A 17,829-nucleotide genomic window follows, 5' to 3' on the forward strand; every position below is an offset into this window, starting at 1 on the left:
AGCGAAGGTTTATCAGCGGTTGTCGAGGCTCGTCAACGGTCAGTCAAACAGCGTGTGGGCTGCGGGAATAGCGGAAGGGCCCGCACCGCGCGAGCGGTGCGGGCCCTTCGTCGGCCCTACGCTTACCCCCATTGGTCTACACCACTTCGGCCCTACTGCTGAGGCGCCGGCGGCGGTTGCGGAGGCGTCTGCTGCCAGCCGGCGGGAGGCACCGGGCCCTGCGACTCGGGCCGGCCTGCCGGGGCGGCCTGCCCGCCCTGCTGCTCCTGCTGCTCCGGCTGCGGCGTACCGGCCCCGGGTGCGCCCGGCCCGGCCTGCGGGGGAGGCGCCTGGAGCCACCCGTTCTGCGGTCCGCCCTGCGGCGCCTGCGGAGGATGGGGGCCGCCCGGCTGACCGGCCGCCTGATATCCCCCGTACGGCGGCTGCCCGCCGTAGGGCTGCTGCTGGGCGTACGGCTGCTGCTGCCCCTGCTGAGGCTGCCCGGGGTGCTGCGGCTGCGGCTGCGGCTGCGGCTGGTGCTGCGGGAAGGGCTGGCCGGGGCCGGGCTGCTGCGGTGCGTACGGCTGCTGGCCCGGGACCTGCTGGCCGGGAGCGTGCTGGCCCGGGACCTGTTGGCCGGGAGCGTGCTGACCGGGGCCGCCCTGCTGGCCGGGGCCACCCTGTTGGCCGGGCATCGGCTGTCCCGGCATCGGCATCGGCTGGGCGGGTGCCGGGTAGCCCTGCTGACCGGGCATCGGCGGGGCGAACTGCGGCGGCGGGTTCTGGCCGTCCCCCGTCCACAGCCCCTGCTGCTGCTGCGCCCGCGCGAAGTCCTCGGCCACCAGCGCCGAGAGGTTGAAGTACGCCTCACGGGTCTTGGGCCGCATCATGTCGAGGTCGACCTCGGCGCCCGCCGCCAGGTGCTCGTCGAACGGCACGACGACGACTCCGCGGCAGCGCGTCTCGAAGTGCTGGACGATGTCGTCCACCTTGATCATCTTGCCGGTCTCGCGAACGCCGGAGATGACGGTGAGCGAACGCTGCACCAGGTCGGCGTAGCCGTGGGCCGAGAGCCAGTCCAGCGTCGTGGAGGCGCTGGACGCGCCGTCGACCGAGGGCGTCGAGATGATGATCAGCTGGTCGGCGAGGTCGAGCACCCCGCGCATCGCGCTGTACAGCAGTCCGGTGCCGGAGTCGGTGAGGATGATCGGGTACTGCTTGCCGAGCACCTCGATCGCGCGCCGGTAGTCCTCGTCGTTGAACGTCGTGGAGACCGCCGGGTCCACGTCGTTGGCGATGATCTCCAGACCGGAGGGCGCCTGCGAGGTGAACCGGCGGATGTCCATGTACGAGTTGAGGTACGGGATCGCCTGGACCAGGTCGCGGATGGTCGCCCCGGTCTCGCGGCGCACCCGTCGGCCCAGCGTTCCGGCGTCCGGGTTGGCGTCGATGGCGAGGATCTTGTCCTGCCGCTCGGTGGCCAGCGTCGAACCGAGGGCGGTGGTCGTGGTGGTCTTGCCGACACCGCCCTTGAGGCTGATGACGGCGATGCGGTAGCAGGACAGCACTGGGGTGCGGATCAGCTCCAGCTTGCGCAGCCGCTCGGCCTCCTCCTTCTTGCCGCCCAGCTTGAACCGGGAGGCGGCCGAGGGGTTACGGCTGCTCTTGGCCTTCTGCTTGCCCCGCACCAGCCGGTCGGAGGAGAGCTCGACGGCCGCCGTGTACCCGAGCGGGGCGCCGGGCACCGACCGCTCGCGCTGGTCGTGGGCGACGGGGGTGGGCCAGGCTCCGCCCGTACGCGGGTCGACGGGCGGTTGCTGCTGCTGGTGCGGCGGCTGGGCCTGGGCGGCCTGGGGGTGCTGTCCGTACGCCTCCGGCTGCTGCGGGGCGGGAGGGAGGTTCGGGGTGCCCTGGGCCGGGAAGGGGGCGTGCTGCTGCGGCGCGTTGGGCGGCTGTCCGGGCTGCCCGGGCTGTCCCGGCTGGCCGGTCTGTCCGGGCTGGCCGGTCTGAGGGAAGCCGTACCCGCCCTGCGGCGGGAAGCCGTAGCCGCCCGCGCCCTGCGGGGCCTGCGGGGCCTGCGGGTGAGCCTGAGGTGGCAGCGGTGCGCCGGTTCCGGACTGACCGGGCTGACCGGGGAAAGGCTGCTGCTGGTGCGGTTGCTGGGGAACCTGGGGCGCGTGAGGGGGCTGAAGCGCCTGGGGTGCCTGGGGCGGCTGTCCCGTCTGCGGGAAGCCGTAGCCGCCGGGCGCCTCGTTCGCCGGGGCGGAACCGGGCCACTGCGCCGCGGGCTGCGGCGCGGAGGGCCCCGGAGCCGCCGGCTGGAAGGCGGGCGGCAGCGGCGGCAGCGCGCCGCCCTGGGCGGGAGGCGACCACGGCACCGGTGCGGCGGCGGCATGCGGGGCGTCGGCGGCGGGGGGCGGCGCGTCCTGGGGCGCGGCGTTCTGGAGATCCGTGCTCCGCGCTACGACGTCCTGCTCGCCCGCGCCCGTGCCCGTGACGGCGTCGGGGGTGGGGGCGTCACCGGGGCCCCCGGCCTCGTCGGTGCCCGCTCCGGTCGCGGCTCCGCCCTCGGAATCCGCGGAGCCCGTATCCGTACGGGAGGCGGATTCGGAGTCCGTGGCGGCGAGCGCGGGAAGGGAGGTGGCCGGCTCGGATGACGTACCGGAGGGGGCCGCGTCCTCGGAGTCCGTACCGGAGTCCGTACCGGAGTCCGTACCGGAGGCGAGGGCGTCGGCCTTCTTGTCGTCCGCTTCTCCGGCACCGGACAGACCTTCCGCGGCGGACCCGGAATCCGCCCCGCCGGCCGATCCGGCTGCGGCTTCCGCCTCGCGCTCCGCGATCTCCCGCTTGAGCGCGGCGGGCGAGAACCGCATCGTCGCGCCGCTCTCCACATCGCCGCCGCCGAAAGGACCGGCGTCCTGGCTGTCGGCCACCGGAGCGGTCGGAGCGTCCGGAGTCCGCGTGGGCGTCGACGGAGCAGGAGCGTCCGGAACCTGCGGGTGCGAAGTCTGCGGGTGCGAAGTCTGCGGGTGCGGAGTCTGCACGTGCGGAGCCTGTGCGTGCGGCGTCTCCGGCACGGGGGTGGGGGAGGCCGGGGCCTCCGGAGCCGCGGGGACGGCCGGCTCGGCGGGCGCCGGAGGGGCGGGCGCCCAGTTGGGGTCGAAGCCGCCGGGTGTGGCCGACAGGTCGGGTGAGGACAGGGGCGCCCCCACCGGCGGCGGAGGGGGCGCCAGGTGCGAGCCCGCTCCTCCCGACGAGTCCCCCGCCGCGTTCTGCGTGTACCAGGCGGGAGGGGTGTAGTCGATGGTGAACTCACCCGTCATCTCGGCGGGATCCGCGTCGGACGACTCGTCGACGGGCATGTCCCATCCGCCGCGGATCTCGTCCCGATCGCCGTTCACTTTGCCTCCTGGTGTGGTCGAGCACCCTTGTGCCGTGGTGGGTGGGGGCGACCGTTCCCGATGTGCCGGTCCGCCCGGCTCTCCCCCTTGCGACGCGCATCACCTGCTCGCAGGTTTCTTCTGCCGCGCCCCACCCACCCTAATCGCCATCCGGTGAACTCAGGCAGGGCGTAGGGCAGGGCAAGCGCCGCCCCACCGGCCACGTGTCACACCCCGGTGAACGACGTGCGAAGGAAAGGGGGCGACGAGACGGTCAATCCACGCCATACCCGTACAGGGCGAAGGGTGGCGGCCCACTCGGCGGCCACCCTTCGCGGGGCTGTGCGCCTCCGCGGGACCGAACCCGCGTGACGCCGCATCTACGTGAGGTCGAACTCGCCGTCGCGAGCGCCCAGGACGAACGCCGTCCACTCCGCCTCCGTGTACCGCAGGACGGTGTCCGGGTCCAGCGAGGAGCGCATGGCGACCGCGCCGTCCGGCAGATGCGCGATCTCGACCCGCTCCTCGGCCTCCTCCGTGCCGGGCGCGCTGAGCCACGTCACATCCGAGATGTCGAGAGCGTAGAGCTCATCCTTTTCCTGCTGGGTGCCCATGACGGCGTCCCTTCGATCGAACGGATTCGGTGCGTGGTCCATGTTCCCCGGAGGGAGGGGTGTCCGTGGGTCGAACGGTGCAGGAATCAGTCCATCCGGCGAGCTGTGCCCAGCAGTCCGGTCTCGGCGTCCGTCGCGTTCGTCATCACCCAATGGTGTTCGCGCCCCGCCACCCAGAGGGTGACACCGTCCGCCAGTGTGGGCAGCGCCTCGTACTCGGCGCGCGCCAGCCCCAGGATCCGGCCGATCTGCTCGGCCTCGCCGGGCGAGACCCGCTGGATGCCCACCAGCGCGGACGACCGCATCAACCGTGGTGCGACCGGGCTCAGATAGGGAAGCAGCGTCAGCACGGACTGCCACGGCGAGGACACCACCCGGCCGCGCGGCGGGCGCATGCCGCAGTCCCGCACCACCACCACGGGGCTGCCCACCGTCGCTCCCGTCGGCGGAACACGGCCCACGTCGTACAGGGACACGCACTCCAGCCCGGCGCCCGCCGCCTGGGCGAGCGTGGTCCAGGCCTGGACGCGACCGGTCTCGACCGCCACCCGGGCACCGGTGCCCGCCGCCCGCAGCGCCAGGACCTGCGCCGTCCACAGCCCGCCGATCAGCGTGACGTCGTACGGCACGGGGCGGTGGAAGCCGATCAGCTGCGGCTTGTTGTTCGCGTCGTTGCCGATGATCACCCCGTCGTCGCCGACCGGCAGTGACAACGCCCCCAGGTGGTCCGCGGCCACGGTGTGACCCGCGTGACGGGGGCCGCGCAGCCCACGCCGGGGCTCGGTCCGGTTGCTCACTGTGCGCCTCCCAGCGGGAGCGTGGCCAGGACGCCCGGCAACTGCTCGCGGTCCAGTCGTGCCAGCCCCACCTTGGCGTGCCGGGCTGCTTGCTCCAACGTCCTTCTCACGCCGATCAGTTCGGTGTCCGAGCCGCCGGTGACCCGCACATGACCGGCCACACTCGTCGAGCCCTGACGCACCCCGCGGCGCACGGTGAGGCTGAACGTCGTCGCGTACGCGGGCACCGAGGTCAGCAACGCGACCAACTGCGGCAGCGGCGTCGCGCCCCGGCCCAGCTCGGGCCAGCGGTCCACCGCGTACGTGGTGTGCCAGCGGTCGTCGCACCGCCAGACCCGGGACGTCTCCGTCGTACGGCGCTGCGGTGCGGCGTCCGGCCGGCCCGCCCGCCCCGACAGGATGGGGTTGGCGCACGCGGAGGTGGCCACAGCGGAGTTCAACTCGTCCTGATCCAGCACCACTGCCTGGAAACCGGCGCCCGTGACCCGGCTCGCCACATGATCCGCGACCCGCACCAGGCAGCGCTGCGCACCCTCCATCCCGCCGCCGCGCGCCTCGATGGCCTCCCGGCACAGCTCGGGATCCAGCTTCACCGCCACCCACGTCATCCGCAGCGCGGGCGCACCGGTCTGGTCCTGCAACGGGGCGTAACTGAGCCGGGCCACCGACTGCTGCGGCAGATGAGGGGCCGGTGCGCACCGCACCTGCTGCACCAACTGCGCCGACTCCAGCACGATGTCGTCCACCTGGAGGGCGTCGCCCAGCAGCGACAGCGGGAGCGACCGGGCGCCGAACGCGGGCCTCAGCGACTCGCCGCTCGCCTCCACCCGCACCACGGCCGTCAGGAACGTGCCGTCGCCGAGCATGCCCACCGTCCGGTGGGCCCGGTCCACGTACACCTGCGGGCCGAAGCCGGGCACGTTCTCGGCGACCGGCGCCAGCATCGGCTCCGCGTCCGAGGGCGGTGTGCCGGCGGACCGGCGCCGGGCCCGGAGCCCGAGGGCGCTCGACATCCAGTCCTGGAGCGCGCGGCCCCGTCGGCGTACCACCGCGAGGGCGACCAGCAGACCGAGGACCACGAGCGACGGGATCAGCCAGGCGCCCCCGAGCGCCGCGCCCACGGCGGCGACCACGAGGCCCACCTCGACGATCACCAGTTGCCGCAGCACGGGGCGCACCCGGTCGGTCCGGGAGATCGAACGCAGCGTCGTCGCGGCGGGAGCGTTCGGCCCGGGGGTGCCGGAGGGCTGGGCGGGAGGCGTCGCGGGCGACTCGTTGCTACGTTGCCTCCGGGAAGTCCCGGAGGCTCGACGACCCGCCCGCCCGGTACGCTCGCGCGTAGCTGCACCCATCGCCGCGTTGCCCCCTCGTGTCCGTATTCACCGCTTTTTACACGGGTGATGATCGGGTCGTCACCCTACCTGAGCACGGGGAGCGGAACCCCAGCAGGCATAGTTAGGGGCGCGGTACGGCAGCGGGGGCCGACGGTGCGTGTGGGACCCTGTTCGATCACTGGGGAGAAGGGGCAGCGGACACATGGCATCACGGCGGGATGAGCTCAACGCCTATACCTTTGCGAAGCGGAGGTTGATCGCACAGTTTCTGCAGCCCAACCCCACAGGTTCCGAGGAAGGCGCCCCCAAACCGCTGCGCGCGGTACTGCCCGGGGCCATCATCGCCGTCGTGGTCCTCGCCGTCTTCGGCGCCTGGGGCATGTTCAAGCCGGTCGCCCCGCAGAAGTGGGACGCCGCCAAGGAACACGTCATCATCGCCAGCAAATCCACCACCCGCTACGTGGTGCTGGAGACCGACGGCAAGAAGCAGTTGCACCCCGTCCTGAACATGGCCTCGGCCAAGCTCCTGCTCGCCCCGGACAAGGGCACCGTCGTCAACGTCAGCGAATCGGTCCTGGACAGCGGCAAGATTCCGCACGGCGCGACGCTCGGCATCCCGTACGCCCCCGACCGGCTGCCCGACTCCAAGGAGGCGGGGGCGGCCAAACGCTGGGCGGTCTGCGAACGGCCCGGCGAGGGCGGCAGGGCCATCCAGAAGGCGACCTTCATCTTCGCCGAGCGCGAGGAGAAGAAGACCGAGGGCAAGAACGCCCTGAGCGGCGGTGAGCTGATGTACGTCGAGGGACCCGGACCGGACCGGACCCGCTACATCGTGGACGCCGCCGGCAAGGCCTACCCCGTCAAGAAGGACGAACTGCTCCTGCGGACCCTGGTCGACCACGGTGCCGAGCCCCAACGGGTCTCGGCCGCCTGGCTGGCGACGCTGCACACCGGGGCCCCGATCACCTTCCCGACCGTGGACGGCACCCCCGGGGCCCCGGCGGGCGCCCCCGGCACGCTCGACGAGGAGTCGAACAGGGTCGGCATGGTCCTGACCGCCACGGCGGGAACCAAGACCCAGAGCTACGTCGTCCTGCCGGGCAGGGTCGCCCCCGTCTCGGACTTCACCGCCAAACTCCTGCTCAGCAGCCGACAGCTGGTGGACCTGGAGCAGGCGGGCAACGCCAAGCCGGTCAGCGCCGCCGAACTCGAACCGGGCGCACCCTTCAACCAGAAGAAGGACTGGCCGGTCAGCAAGCCCGAGGCCGTCAACTCCCCGGACGTCACGAAGGGCAGCCGGAACACCGTGTGCAACGTACTGCGCGGCGTCGACGCGGACAGCGGCACCACCACGCTGAGCACGTGGGTGGGAACGAGCTTCCCCGCGACGCTCCCCACCGGCTCCAGCAGCGCCTATGTCACGCCGGGATCGGGCGAGTTCTTCCGCCAGTTCAAGGGCTCCACGACCAGCGCCGGCTTCCTGTTCCTGGTCACCGACACCGGCCTGCGCTACGCGATGCAGTCCAACAGCGACAGCGGCCAGGACGACTCCGGCATCGGCGAATCCGGCTCGAAGAAGGAGCGGGAGTCCCAGCAGGAGGAGGCGCGGCAGGCGCAGAACCGGCTCGGCTACAAGGACGTCGACCCCAACCCCGTACCGGCGGCCTGGTCCGCCCTCCTGCCGACCGGCCCCCGGCTCTCCACCGGCGCGGCCAGCCAGCCGCAGGGCTCGTGAGCGAGGCACGGACATGGCGACCCACGACCACGACCACCACGGCACGACCCGCCGCCTGCTCACCGCCGCGGCGGCCACGGCCGTCCTCGTCGTCACCCTGCCGGCGCTGCCGGCGGCCGCGGCCGACTCGACCCAGTGCACGTTCCCCTCGAAGAACTACCCGGGCCGCCCCTGGGCGTTGCAACGCGTCCTGCTGGACGAGGTGTGGAAGCAGTCCACCGGCAAGGGCGTACGCGTAGCCGTCATCGACACCGGCGTCGACGTCAGGAACAAACAGCTCAAACCCGCCGTGGACACCGGGGCGGGCCGCAACTTCCTGCCGAAGAACCTCAAGGCCGACGACGGGACGAAGATCGAGCGCGGCAAGGAGAACGGCACCACGGACACCGTGGGCCACGGCACCAAAGTCGCCGGCATCATCGCCGCGCGCGAGATGAAGGGCACGGGCTTCAGCGGCCTGGCCCCCGACGCGACGATCATCCCACTCCAGCAGAACGACGCCGAGGGCCACGGAACGGCCGAGACCCTCGCCCTCGCCATCCGCTACGCCACCGAGAAGGCCGACGCGGACATCATCAACATCTCCCAGGACACCGCCGACGCCGTGAAGCCGTCCCCGGCCCTGAGACAGGCTGTGGACGACGCTCTCGCCCGGGAGATCGTGGTCGTCGCCTCGGCCGGCAACGACGGACTCGGCGGCAACGTCAAGGAGACCTACCCGGCCTCCTTCAAGGGCGTCCTCGCGGTCGCCTCCTCGGACCGGAACAACGAACGAGCGGCCTTCTCCCAGTCCGGCGACTTCGTCGGCATCGCCGCCCCCGGCGTGGACATGATCTCCACGGTCCCCGGCGGCGGACACTGCGCCGACAACGGAACCAGCTTCTCCGCCCCGTACGTCGCCGGCGTCGCCGCCCTGATCAAGGCGAAGCACCCCGAGTGGACGCAGGAGCAGATCGTCGCGCAGATGCAGCAGACGGCGGAACGCTCGGTCGCGGGCCACGACCGCCTGGTCGGCTGGGGCGTGGTGGACCCGGTACGCGCCCTCACCGAGGACGACAAACCGATCGACCGCCCGGTCGCGGGCGAGGGGATGAGCAAGGGCAAAGCCCCTACCCCCGCCGAACTGCACCTGGGCGAGACGGCCGACGAGCGGAACGCACGCCTGGCGACGTACGTCATGGTCGGCGGCGGCGTCCTGGTGGCGGCCATCGCGGGTACGGCCGTGGCGGTACGGGACAAGCGGAGACGCGCGGGGCGCTTGGCGGGCGAGGCGTAGCGGCGGGACAGCCGAAAGCGGTGAGGAGTCGTCGAGTCGCCCATGAGACAAGTCACGTGGTGCTCAAGTCGATTGGCGCTGTCGTACACAGTGACTAGAGTTGTCGGGATGAGATCGGATCGGACCGCGTCGGTGCGATAGCAACGCGGAACGATCCGAGCAAACGGGGATGCGGAACGGGGAGGACGGCATTGTGACCGATCCAGGTGGCGGTGGCGGTACGGGGGACCTCAGGCGCGGAGTGGGTGCGCTGGAGAAGTTCAAGAGTCGTGTCGATGCGCTGCTGGCGGACTTCGAGGGCTCGGCGGCCAGCAGGACGAAGGTCGCCGACCAGAAGGTCTCGCGAGCCTCACTGAGCGGCCCGAACGCACGCTTCGCGGAGGCGGACGGCCTCTACACCCAGTACAACCGGGTCCACTCCTCCCTCGTCTCGCTCTCCAAGTCCCTCGGCGACCAGATCGAGTACCTGAGCCTGGGCGTGCACGCGGCGGCCGTCGGCTTCGACAACGTCGAGGACGACATCAGGCGACGGTTCTACGAGATCCAGGCGCGCATGGACGAGGAACGCGAGAAGCACGCGAAGTCCGAGCAGACGAAGCCTGAACAGACCAACAACGAGACGCAGTCGGACTCCGGGTGGGCAGCGGAATGAGCGACGAGAAGCAGCCGAACCTGACTCCGGCCGAACAGCACAAGCAGGACGAGGGACGGGTCCAGACCCAGATCGTCGTCACGGACATGACCGAGACGGCCGGCCGGGTCATGGAATCCTTCGGCTTCGGAAACCCCCGCGCCGGGGGCCGTACCTCCTTCGAGGGACACGAGCTCAACGCCATCATCGACCTGGTGGAGAACTCCAACCCGGAACACCTGGAGAGCGCGGGCGAGGCCCTCTGGAAGGCCAGGGACGCCATCCGGCGCGCGGCGAAGGAACTGAAGGACCACCTCAAGGGGGTCGACTGGGAGGGCGAGTCCGGCACGGCCTTCCGAGCCTTCGGTACGGGCCTGGTCGCCCACGCCGAGAAGCTGGGCGACTTCGCGGACGCGGCCGGCACCCAGATCACGGTCGCGGGCACCGGCCTGGCGTCGGTGAAGAGCGCCATGCCGCCGCGCGACAGCAGGCTGGTCCGGAAGATGCCGGACGACATCGGGTTCCCGGGCCGGATCGAGGCCAACCCGGAGTACGAGGCCGCTGTCAAGGTGGAGAAGAACCGGCAGGAGGCGATCAACCAAATCAACCGGTTGGCGTCGTACTACTCGGTCTCCGAGGAGGTGCTGGCGGGGCAGGAGCCGCCGCGGTTCGAGAAGAGCCTCGGTATCAGTATGCCGCAGCCGATCAAGGTTGGCCCGGCCCCTCTCCCCGTCTCCTCCGGCTCTACGGGCTCCCAGGCTCTGGGCAGCAGCAGTGCAGGCCCAGGCTCTTCAGGCCGCTCCGCAACGGGGGACTCTGGTTCGGTGGCTCCAGCCCCCCGTTCCCAAGTTGAGGATCTCGGCTCAGTGCTCTTGCCGGAAAGGGGAACAGGGACGGAGATCAACAGTGTCGCTCCTCCCAAGACTCCGCCGACGGTCCTCAGCCCGCCACCGCTGCCGTCTCCCACGCCAGCGACGGGTCCGCCCGGGATGCCGCCGACGCCAGTGCCGCCGCCCCCCATCATGACCACAAAGCAGGGGAACCCGCCGCGTACGACGGGACCTTTGACGCAGCGGACGGTGAACCAGCCCGGCCCTGTCCTGGGCAAGGCACAGCCCACAGGGTCAGGACCCGTAGCCAAGAACCCTGGTGGGCCTTCGATCGGTCGTCCCGGCCCCATGGGCGACGGAGGATCGTCCACCGGCCGCTCGCCGGCCGGCCCGCAGTCGCCGGTCACCGGCCGTCCTACTTCTACGACCGGACGCCCGATCACCGGCCAGGGGGGTACGTCCACAGTTGGCGGACCTCGTTCGGGTGGTAGAACCGGCATCGTCGGAGGAACACCCCAGAGTGCGCTTCAGGGCAGAGCTTCCGCCGGGGCTACCGGCGAGCGGGGAGTGATCGGAGGACGCGGAGCAGCATCTTCCACCTCCCGACCCGGTGGTCGACCCGGTCAGCCTTCGGGTACGAACGGAGTCGTGGGCGCTCCTCGCAAGACTGCCGGTGCCGGCTCGAACGCCAAGGGCTTCACCGCTGGCGGGGCAGGTCTCGTACGTGGTCCTGCCGGTCGGCAGAACGCCGGCCGGGAGGACGATGACAACGGTTCGCCCCGCCCCGACTACCTGACGGAAGACGAAGAGACGTGGAATGCCGGGCGGCGCGGGGCCGTGCCGCCGGTGGTCGAGTAGCAGCCCCAGGGAAGGTACGGAAGCCGGGATGACAGCAGGAATGGGCCGGGCTCATGGGCGCGTGCTCAGCGCGCTGGCTGTAGCCGCTTCGTGGAGCGTGGTGTTTGTCGGCGTGGCGCAGCCTGCCGCAGCTGACACGCAGGCGAAGCAGTGGTATCTCAGCGCGATGCAGGCTGAGGAAATGTGGAAGGTCACGACCGGCGAAGGCATCAAAGTTGCTGTTGTCGACACGGGAGTGAACTCCTCGACGCCGTCGCTGCGAGGGCAGGTCCTCAAGGGGGTTGACGTTACTGGTGCGCCCGGCGACGAAACCGACGACTACCGCGGGCACGGTACGACGATGGCCGAGTTGATCGCCGGGACGGGCAAGGGAGGCGCTCTGAAGGGACTTGCCCCAGGAGCCGAAATCATTCCTGTGCGCATGAGCGACGTCGGCTTTATGACGAAACGCAACACTGTTATCGGCGACATGAAGAAAGCCATCCGAGCCGCAGCCGACAGTGATGCACAGATCATCAGCGTTTCTATGGCTGACGACTTCTCCGATCGCGAGGAGCATGAAGCCGTCAAATATGCTGAAAGTAAGGGAAAGCTGGTCATCGCCGGCGTCGGCAATGAGGGGGACAAGGAGAACCGGAAGCAGTATCCGGCCTCGTACCCCGAGGTAGTGGGTGTTGCCTCGGCGGATCGCAGTGGGAAGGTCTCGTACTACTCGCAGCACTCGGGTTCCGTAGACGTCGCGTCCCCCGGGAGCGACGTTCCCGGATGGTGCGACAACTCCTTCAAGAGCTACTGCGACGGCGACGGCGGCACCAGCGCCGCCACCGCCATCGCCTCCGCCTCCGCCGCCCTCGTCTGGTCCCTCCACCCCGACTGGACCGCCAACCAGGTACTCAACGTCCTCTTCGACACGGCGAGCCGTGACTGGAAGAAGGGCGAGACCAGCACGTACCTCGGTCACGGTCTCATCCGCCCCTCGATGAACGTCCTCAAGGGCAAGGGCGACCCCGGCGACCCGGACATCAGCCCGCTCACCAAGAAGAAGACCACCGGCCCCGCCGACGCGTCCGAGAAGCCCGCCACCTCAGCCTCGCCGCAGCCCGCCAAGAACGGCGCGGAAGGTGACAAGCCCGTGGCGGCGGAAGAATCCAAGTCCTCGGGGGACGAAAGCCAGTTGGGCCTGATCCTCGGAGTGGCCGCAGTTGTGGTCGTGCTCGGAGGAGTGGCCTACGCCGTGGTCCGCAGGCGTAAGGCCGCTTGACCGCACGCCCATGTACCGCAGGTACCGGTCGGCGACCCATGCCGGCCTGGCAGAACCAACCGAAAGGGAAAGAGAACCATGGCAGACCAGAAGGTCTCAGATGCCGCGCTCCTGAAGCTCGAGGGTGACCTCGGCATCAAGTTCGACTCGGTGAAGGGGCAGCTCCGGCAGCTCCACGCGACGATCGACAACCTCGAAGGCAAGTGGCAGGGCATCGGTGCCAACCACTTCAACCAGAAGCAGACCGAGATCAACAACCGCATGGTCAGCCTGGCCAAGCAGCTCGTCCGCTTCCAGGAGTCCATCAAGGCCGCCCGTACCATCTCGGGCGACAACGAGGACGAGATCCGCCAGGCCCTCGCGGGTGTGGATGTTGTGGAGGGCCACAACACCAGCGCGAAGGAACAGTCCTCCAGCCTGAACAGCTTCTGACCCTTATCCCGTAACTCGAAAGCAGCGGAGGAACGCATGGGAACCAACGACGGTACGACGGTCGTCACTTACGCGAGCCTTGATCTCGCGGCCGGTGAGATCAAGAAGCAGGCGAAGCAGCTCGACATGGACCTCAAAGAGATCCAGGCCATGATCGCGAAGGTTTCGGAAGTGTGGGAGGGCGAGGCGAAGCAGGCCTACACCGCCGCCCAGAACAGGTGGAGGACGGACGCCGACGCCATCCGCGCCAACCTCGAGGAAATCGCCAACAAGGTCAGCGAGGCGTCGCCCATCTACCGCAGTGGTGACAAGCGGGCGGCAGCGAACTTCTAACGGAGTTCGGGCACAGCTCCACTGCACAGCACCAAGAGCACAGCACAGCACAGCACCAAAAGCACCACAGCACAGCACAGCAGGGTGGACACGCGCGGGAGGTGTCCACCCTGAGCTGTTTCCCGAGGTCGGGGCCGAGGTCAAGTTCGAGTCCGCTCAAGAGCATCGGACCGGAGGGGAAGGGGGGGCGCACGCAACATCCGCCCCCCCGCACCCCCTGGGCCGATGCCCGGCGCCCCCCGGGCCCCGGCCCGCCGCTATCCCTCCACCAGCCCCGTCTGCACCAGCGGGTTCCCCCGGCGTCGGGTGACGAAGATGCCCCGGCCCGGGGGCATCGGGCGCGGTCGTACGTTGCCGAGGATGTCGCCCTCGTTCGGGTCGCCCGACAGCATGACGCCCTGGGCGCCCAGCTCGATCATGCGCTGGAGGAAGGGCTCGTACAGGGCCCGGCTGGCCCCCGCCGTGTTGCGGGCGATGATGAAGCGGACGCCCACGTCGCGGGCGAACGGCAGGAGCTCCGTGATCGCCGACAGCGGGTTGCCGCTCGACGTGGAGACCAGGTCGAAGTCGTCGATGACGACGTACACCGTGGGCCCCTGCCACCAGCTCTGGTCGCGCAGTTCCTGCGCCGTGACGTCGGCGGACGGGGTGCGGCGCTTCATCAGGTCGTGCAGCGCCGCCATGTGATGTTCCATGTTGTTGGACATCGGGATGTACTCCGCCAGGTGTGACCGCGGGGTCACGTCAAGCAGCGAACGACGGTTGTCGATGACGAAGAGCTTGCAGGTGTCGCCGTCGTACCGCTCGGTCAGCTGCTTGATGAGCAACCGCAGCAGGTTGGACTTCCCCGACTCGCTCTCACCGAACGCCAGGAAGAACGGGTCCTGTTCGAAGTTCAGGAACACCGGCTCCAGGTTGTTCTCGTCGATACCGAAGGCGACGCCGCGCTCCGGTACCGCGTAACCGGGCGGGAGATCGCTCGCCGGCAGCGCGCGCGGCAGCAGACGCACCGCCGGGGCGGGCGCGGCCGTCCAGTGGCGGGCGACCTCCTGGTTCATCGCCGCGGTGGCCTCCGACAGGTCGCTGTCGGAGTTGATGCTGTCGATCCGCGGCACCGCCGCCATGAAGTGCAGCTTCTCCGGGGTCAGGCCGCGGCCCGGCACCCCGGCGGGCACGTTGGCCGCCACCTTGCGGTCCAGTTCGGAGTCCATCACGTCGCCGAGCCGCAGCTCCAGGCGGTTCATGAGGTGGTCCTTCAGGCTGGCCCGCACCTCCATGGAACGTGACGCCGTGACGATCAGGTGGATGCCGTAGCCCAGCCCGCGGGCCGCGATGTCCGTGGCCGCCGTCTCCAGCCCCTCGTAGTCCGTCCGGAAGCTGCCCCACCCGTCGATGACCAGGAACACGTCACCCCACGGCTGGTCCGTCACCGAGATCTCACCCCGCGCCCGCAGCCTGCGGAACGTGGCGATGGAGTCGATCCCGGCGCTGCGGAAGTACTCCTCGCGCCGCGCCATGATGCCGTACACCTCGGCGACCGTACGGCGTACCCGCTCGGGGTCGAGGCGGGACGCGATGCCGCCGACGTGCGGCAGACCCGAGATCGAGGACATGCCGCCGCCACCGAAGTCGAGGCCGTAGAACTGGACCTCCTCCGGTGTGTGGGTGAGCGCGAAGCCGGCGATGAGGGTCCGCAGCAGCGTCGACTTCCCCGACTGCGGCCCTCCGGTGATCTGCATATGACCGGCGGCGCCGGAGAAGTCCCGGTAGAGGGTGTCGCGCCGCTGCTCGAACGGCTTGTCGATGACGCCCAGGGGCACGACCAGCCGGCCGGCCCCCTCGAAGCCGGGCTGCGTCAGCCCCCGGCCCTGCACCGGGGAGAGCCCCGGGAGCAGCTCGTCCAGCGACGGCGGATTGTCCAGCGGCGGAAGCCACACCTGGTGGGCGGAGGCCCCCCGGCCCTCCAGACGGCGCACGATCACATCGAGCACCGTGTCCGCCAGCGCGTCGTCCTGCGTCGCACGCTGATCCGGTACGCCTCCGGGCTGCGCCGCGGGCTGGACGTACCGCACCGGAACCGGCGCGGCCGTGAACGGAACGGGCCTGCGGTCCACCGGAAGCGGCGCACCCGGCGCGGCGGCCCGGTGCGCGCCCGAGCGGTACACCCCGGAGACGTACGCGGCCTTGAACCGCACCATCTCCTCCGTACCGAACTTGAGCAGCCCGGAACCGGGCACGTTGGGCAGGTGGTACGCGTCGGGCACCCCGATCGCGGCCCGGGACTCGGCCGCCGAGAACGTCCGCAGACCCACCCGGTACGACAGATACGTCTCCAGACCGCGCAGCCGCCCCTCCTCCAGACGCTGCGAGGCCAGCAGCAGATGCACACCCAGGGAACGGCCGATACGGCCGATCTGGACGAACATCTCGATGAAGTCGGGTTTGGCGGTGAGGAGTTCGCTGAACTCGTCGATGACCAGGACGAGCGAGGGGATCGGCTGCAGCGGCGCGCCGGCCGCGCGTGCCTTCTCGTAGTCGTGGATGTTGGCGTAGTTGCCCGCGTCGCGCAGCATCTCCTGCCGGCGGTTGAGCTCACCGCTGATGGAGTCACCCATGCGGTCGACCAGCGTCAGGTCGTCCGCGAGGTTGGTGATCACGGCCGCGACGTGGGGCATCTGCGCCATACCGGCGAAGGTCGCGCCGCCCTTGAAGTCGGCGAGAACGAAGTTCAGCGTCTCCGAGGTGTGGGTGACGGCGAGGCCGAGCACCAGCGTGCGCAGCAGCTCGGACTTGCCGGAGCCGGTGGCGCCGACGCAGAGACCGTGCGGACCCATGCCCTCCTGGGCAGCCTCCTTGAGGTCCAGCATCACGGGCGCGCCGTCCTCGCCCACACCGATCGGCACCCGCAGCCGCTCCGCCTGCGATCGTGGCCGCCAGGTCCGGCTGACCTCGATCGAGGCGGCGTCCCCCAGGTTCAGCAGATCGGTGAACTCCAGGTTGGCCAGCAGCGGCTCGTCGTCGTCACCGCCGGTGGCCATGTGCAGCGGGGCCAGCTGGCGGGCGAGCGCCTCGGCGGCCTCGTAACTCAGCAGGTCCGGAACTCCGTCGTAGACGAGCCCCTGGCCCGATTCCAGCTGCAGCGACGTCGGCTGCACCACGATGGAGAGGCCTCCGCGGGAACCGGTGACCTCACCCGCCACCACCTCGATGACCGTCACGCCCTGCAGGCCCTCCGCCGAGGCGAGCACCGACATGGGGGGCACCGACTCGCCGTCCAGGACCACCACGACGTGCGGCTGTTCCATGAGCGGCTGACCGCCGGGCTGGAAGCGGGGCCTGCCCTCCAGGCGACCGGCCAGCAGCTCCTCCAGGGCCAGGGCGCTGGTGGTGATGAGGCGCCGGCTCCCCGCTCCGTCCACGGGCCCGGAGGTCTGGGCGTGCGGGAGCCACTTCGCCCACTCCCACTGCGGCGCGGCCTCCGCACCGGTCGCGACCGCGATCACCAGGTCCTGGGGGGAGTGCAGCGAGGCCAGCCCGCCGACCACGGCCCGCGCCGCGGAACGCGCGGAATCCGCGTGGCCGCTGATCGTCAGGTGGTAGAACGCCCGCAACGAGACGGCCATGGGCAGCCCGTCCAGCGTGGAGTGCGTCGCCAGGAACTGCTGCATCGCCCCGGCCGCCAGCGGCTCCAGCTCGTCCACCGGCGCAGTCTCGGGCGCGATGAGCGGAGTGGCCAGCTCCTGACTGCCCAGCCCGATGCGCACCTGCGCGAAGTCCGCGTCCCCGGCACGCCGCTCCCACACCCGGCTGCCCTCGGCGACGAGCGCCCACAGCTGCTCGGGGGAGGGGTGGAGGTAGAACTGCGCGTCCCGCTGCTTGCGGGCCGTCTTCAGCACCGTGCGCCGGGTCTGCGTCAGGTACTTCAGGTAGTCGCGGCGCATGTCCGCCAGCTCGCCCTGCGTGCCCCGCCGGTACCGCACGAGCATCGCGATGGCCATGGCCAGCGTCGAGGCGATCATGATCATGCCCATGATCCGCATGATCGGGTTCGGCGTCATGAAGAAGAAGACGACGGAACCACCCATGCCCAGCATCGGCAGGAGCTGCATCAGCGCCCCCTCCTGCTGGCCTCGGGGGAGTTCCGGCGGAGGTTGCAACTGCACCTGCTCGACCGGCACTTCGGTGGGCAGGGCCCGCGGTGGGCGCTTGACGACGATCTGGCTCACAGCTCACCAATTCCCTTGCCGGACGGAAGTGTTCCTATCGGCGCCCCCGTGGCGACGGGCTCCATCCGCGGGAAGGATCCTACTGGCGTGGCGGCGGCCCCATGGCGGTAGGGTGTCGCGACGCGTGTACGCATCCGCTAACT

At 70.5% G+C, this 17,829-nt stretch carries 12 protein-coding genes; 7 read left to right on the forward strand and 5 right to left on the reverse strand.

The genetic code is table 11. The annotated features are described in order from the left end of the window. Positions 1–152: 152 nt before the first annotated feature. From PSQ21_RS27410 to eccE, 4 genes are all read right to left on the reverse strand, one after another. Positions 153–3,380 carry an SCO5717 family growth-regulating ATPase gene (locus PSQ21_RS27410; protein ID WP_274033888.1) on the reverse strand — a complete coding sequence of 1,076 codons (3,228 nt, stop codon included), beginning with the start codon at positions 3,378–3,380 and terminating at the stop codon, positions 153–155. A 359-nt stretch (positions 3,381–3,739) separates the two neighbouring features. Then, positions 3,740–3,973, reverse strand: a complete 234-nt coding sequence (locus tag PSQ21_RS27415) for a DUF397 domain-containing protein (RefSeq protein WP_032792700.1) — start codon at positions 3,971–3,973, stop codon at positions 3,740–3,742. Between the two features lie 86 nt (positions 3,974–4,059). Continuing rightward, entirely contained in the window at positions 4,060–4,770 is a 711-nt protein-coding gene (locus PSQ21_RS27420) for a hypothetical protein (protein WP_215102984.1), read from the reverse strand. Then, positions 4,767–6,122, reverse strand: a complete 1,356-nt coding sequence (eccE, locus tag PSQ21_RS27425; protein WP_274033890.1) for a type VII secretion protein EccE — start codon at positions 6,120–6,122, stop codon at positions 4,767–4,769. Before eccE ends, PSQ21_RS27420 begins: the two co-directional genes overlap by 4 nt. Positions 6,123–6,306: 184 nt before the next feature. Between eccE and eccB the strand changes: the two genes are divergently transcribed. The 7 genes from eccB (at position 6,307) to PSQ21_RS27460 (ending at position 13,460) form a co-directional block, all read left to right on the forward strand. After that, positions 6,307–7,839, forward strand: coding sequence for a type VII secretion protein EccB (gene eccB / locus PSQ21_RS27430; RefSeq protein WP_274033891.1), 1,533 nt, complete (start codon positions 6,307–6,309; stop codon positions 7,837–7,839). A 13-nt stretch (positions 7,840–7,852) separates the two neighbouring features. Beyond that, entirely contained in the window at positions 7,853–9,115 is a 1,263-nt protein-coding gene (gene mycP / locus PSQ21_RS27435; RefSeq protein WP_274033892.1) for a type VII secretion-associated serine protease mycosin, read from the forward strand. Between the two features lie 169 nt (positions 9,116–9,284). After that, on the forward strand, positions 9,285–9,767 hold the full coding sequence (locus PSQ21_RS27440; protein WP_274033893.1) for a hypothetical protein: 483 nt from the start codon (positions 9,285–9,287) through the stop codon (positions 9,765–9,767). After that, positions 9,764–11,434: a hypothetical protein gene (locus PSQ21_RS27445; protein WP_274033894.1), complete on the forward strand. Its 1,671-nt coding sequence runs from the start codon at positions 9,764–9,766 to the stop codon at positions 11,432–11,434. The genes PSQ21_RS27440 and PSQ21_RS27445 overlap by 4 nt, the downstream gene beginning before the upstream one ends. A gap of 28 nt (positions 11,435–11,462) precedes the next feature. Next, on the forward strand, positions 11,463–12,695 hold the full coding sequence (locus PSQ21_RS27450; RefSeq protein WP_274033895.1) for a S8 family serine peptidase: 1,233 nt from the start codon (positions 11,463–11,465) through the stop codon (positions 12,693–12,695). Positions 12,696–12,773: 78 nt separating this feature from the next. Then, positions 12,774–13,127: a WXG100 family type VII secretion target gene (locus PSQ21_RS27455; protein ID WP_274033897.1), complete on the forward strand. Its 354-nt coding sequence runs from the start codon at positions 12,774–12,776 to the stop codon at positions 13,125–13,127. Positions 13,128–13,163: 36 nt separating this feature from the next. Beyond that, positions 13,164–13,460, forward strand: a complete 297-nt coding sequence (locus PSQ21_RS27460) for a WXG100 family type VII secretion target (protein WP_274033898.1) — start codon at positions 13,164–13,166, stop codon at positions 13,458–13,460. Between the two features lie 257 nt (positions 13,461–13,717). Here the strand turns inward: PSQ21_RS27460 and eccCa are convergent, their stop codons facing one another. Beyond that, positions 13,718–17,686 carry a type VII secretion protein EccCa gene (gene eccCa, locus PSQ21_RS27465; RefSeq protein ID WP_274033899.1) on the reverse strand — a complete coding sequence of 1,323 codons (3,969 nt, stop codon included), beginning with the start codon at positions 17,684–17,686 and terminating at the stop codon, positions 13,718–13,720. Positions 17,687–17,829: the final 143 nt, after the last annotated feature.

The organism is Streptomyces sp. MMBL 11-1 (genome assembly GCF_028622875.1).
Classification (GTDB): Bacteria; Actinomycetota; Actinomycetes; order Streptomycetales; family Streptomycetaceae; genus Streptomyces.